Annotated in this window: 2 protein-coding genes; one reads left to right on the top strand and one right to left on the bottom strand. The window is 62.4% G+C overall.

Annotated elements, in window-relative coordinates:
* Positions 1–217: 217 nt before the first annotated feature.
* The gene (locus CCD76_RS19035; protein ID WP_143543341.1) at positions 218–1210 is read left to right on the top strand and encodes a hypothetical protein; all 993 of its coding nucleotides are present in this window, start codon (positions 218–220) and stop codon (positions 1208–1210) included.
* A 16-nt stretch (positions 1211–1226) separates the two neighbouring features.
* On the opposite strand, the gene CCD76_RS19030 is transcribed toward CCD76_RS19035, so the two are convergent.
* The gene (locus CCD76_RS19030; protein WP_218777086.1) at positions 1227–2600 is read right to left on the bottom strand and encodes an MFS transporter; all 1374 of its coding nucleotides are present in this window, start codon (positions 2598–2600) and stop codon (positions 1227–1229) included.
* Positions 2601–2949: the final 349 nt, after the last annotated feature.

Raw genomic sequence — 2949 nt, 5'->3', positions numbered from 1 at the left:
TCAATCAGCGCCCTCGTGAATAAGGCGGGATTACTGGATCGCGATTCCCGACGACTGGAACCACAAACTGGTTCTGCACAGTCATGGCGGGCCGCGCCCCAATGCCCCGCAACCCGACGATCCTATCGATATCGACCTGCGTCAATATGACGTCATGGTTCGCGAGGGGTACGCCTGGGCAGGCTCCAGTTACCGGCGTGGCGGCTATGGTGTGCGCATGGCGGCCGAAGACACCGACTATCTGCGACGTCTGTTCGTCGAGCGCTTCGGCCAGCCCGAACGCATCTACCTCCACGGGCAGTCCTGGGGCGGTAACGTGGCTGCCAAGGCGATGGAGCTCTACGGAACGGACGATCAGGGCCGGCATCGCTACGATGGAGCGCTGCTCACCAGCGGCGTGCTCGGGGGCGGTACCCAAGCCTATCAGTTTCGCGCCGACCTCCGCGCCGTCTACCAGTACTACTGCGCCAATCACCCCTATCCTGACGAAACGCAATATCCGCTCTGGGAAGGGCTGCCCAAAGGCGCCGAGATGACGCCGGAGGAACTCAATGCCCGGGTCGACGCCTGTACCGGTGCCGGCCTGCCGGCGGAGCAGCGCACGCTCATCCAGCAACAGACACTGAACAATATCGTCGATGTCGTGCGGATTCCGCCCGGCACGCTGAAGGCGCACATGCGCTGGTCGACGTTTCTGTTTCAGGACATGGTCGAGCAGCGTCTCGGCGGCGCGAGTCCGTTCTCCAACCGCAACGTACGCTACCGGGGTTCGAGCAACGACGATGCGCTCAACAAGGGAATCTCTCGCTTCGACGAGGACGCGCGAGCGGTCGAGAAGCTTGGCGCGGATGCGGGTCTGACCGGCGATACCGACATCCCCACCGTGACCATGCACGCCATCGACGACCCGATCATCTTCGTCGAGAACGAATGGCTATACCGGCGGGCCCGCGAGGATAGTGGCACGGCCGACTCGCTGGTCCAGATCTATACCGATGAAGCTCAACACAGCAAGCTTTCCACGCCGCAATATGCCGCTGCGCTGGAATCCCTCGACCGCTGGGTCGAGCGCGGTCACAAGCCTACGCCGGAGGCGATTGCCCAGTACTGCGAAACGCGGGAAGCCGCCGTCTACGATGGCGGTTGCCATTTCGACACGGATTACGAAGTCGCTGACTGGCGGGCTAGAGTCTATGCCCGCCAGCCATGAGCAGTTTGTCGATGGATCAGAGAGCCGGCTGGGCGGCGGATTTCGGCGCGCGCTGCCATTCGGATTCGTCGGCGTTCAAGGCGCGGTGGGCGGACTCCGGCAGGCGCAGCCCACCCCACATCGCCAGCAGCGTGATCGCGATCAGGTAGATCGCCGGCGACAGGTTGTTGCCGGTGCGCTCGATCAGCCACGTTGCGACCAGTGGTGCCGTGCCGCCGAAGATCGTGTAGGAAACGTTGTAGCAGAGCGCCGAGGCGGTATAGCGCACGCGCGTCGGGAACTGCTCCGACAGCAGGACCGCCGTCACCACGCCGCAGATCACCGCGCCCACCGCCATCAGCATCGCGCCGATCAGCGATGCCCACCATTCTCCGCTACCGGCTAGCGTATAGGCGGGAAATACTGCAGCGATCAGACAGACCCCCGCTGTCAGTATCGTCTTGCGTCGGCCGACGTAGTCGGCATAACGCCCAACGAACGGGCACAGCGCTGCCGCGAAAAGCAGCGCGCCGAGACTGGCCAGCAATGCTGTGGTTCGGGAAGCCTCCCCCACGACCTGCATGTAGGTCGTGAAGTAGGTGGTGAACATATAGAAGGATAGCGCCGTGACCGAGATGAAGGCGCTCAGGCTGACGATGGTCGCGCCATGCGTGCGCACGGTTTCCTTCAGTGGTGCCTGCGGAACGGCGTGTTGCGCTTGCAGAGCTTGGAAGGCGGGGGATTCGTCCAGACGCAAGCGCATGTAGAGCCCGACCAGTCCCAGTGGTGCGGCGATCAGAAACGGTACGCGCCAGCCCCAGGCATTCAGGGCTTCCTCTGACAACAGGGCGCTGATGACGAAGGTCAACGCCGCTGCCGTAGCGAAGGCTAGAAAGGTCGAAACCGGAACGAAACTGCCATAGCGCGCCTTGCGATGGGTCGGTGCGTGTTCCATCACGAAGGCGCAGGCGCCGGCATACTCGCCGCCGGCGGAGAAGCCTTGGACGCAGCGGGCCAGCGCCAGTGCCAGCGGTGCGAACAGGCCGACACTGGCATAGGTCGGCAGGATGCCGATCAGCGTCGTAGCCCCGGCCATCAGCAGCACCGTCACCGCCAGAATGCGCTTGCGCCCAACTCTGTCGCCGAGCATGCCGAAGAAGACACCGCCCAGCGGGCGCAGGGCGAACGAGACCGCGAATACGGCAAATGTCTGCAGCAGTGCCAGGGAATCGTCCCCCGGTGGAAAAAAATGCTGCGATATGACCACGGCCAGAAAGCCGTAGACGGCAAAATCGAACCACTCGACGAAATTGCCGATCGCCGACGCCGCGATCACCTTGCGTAGCGTGGAGAGATCGACGTCGGTCGAAGCGGATGAGATGTCATGATCATTGTTATGGGATGAATGCACTGTCCGAGCCTCACACAGCTGAAGAAGGAACTTCAGCCTAGGCTGGCTGACCGGAACGCAATTCACTCTCCACGACAAAAGCATGTGCCCATACGACCTTCATGCCTGCCCGACGCTAGGGNCGCTGCGTTACGCGGTGCTCGCAATCCTCACCTATACCCCATAGGCTCCGGTTGCTGCGCTCCGTGCGCCTTGCGCTTCATCCTGCTCGCCGATTTATTCAGCATTTCCCTAGGGAACCGCTGAACAATGCTGTTCTGGGAGGGTGAAGAGTCAAAATGGCCCGATCATCGCTTCAGCGATCCATATCTGACCACCTCAGGTGGTCTGTTTTACCCGACAGCCGGGT

The organism is Salinicola salarius (assembly GCF_002179555.1).
GTDB classification, from domain to species: domain Bacteria; phylum Pseudomonadota; class Gammaproteobacteria; order Pseudomonadales; family Halomonadaceae; genus Salinicola; species Salinicola salarius_A.
The sequence above is the reverse complement of the archived record's forward strand: the minus strand, read 5'-3'. Positions and strand labels throughout refer to the sequence as shown.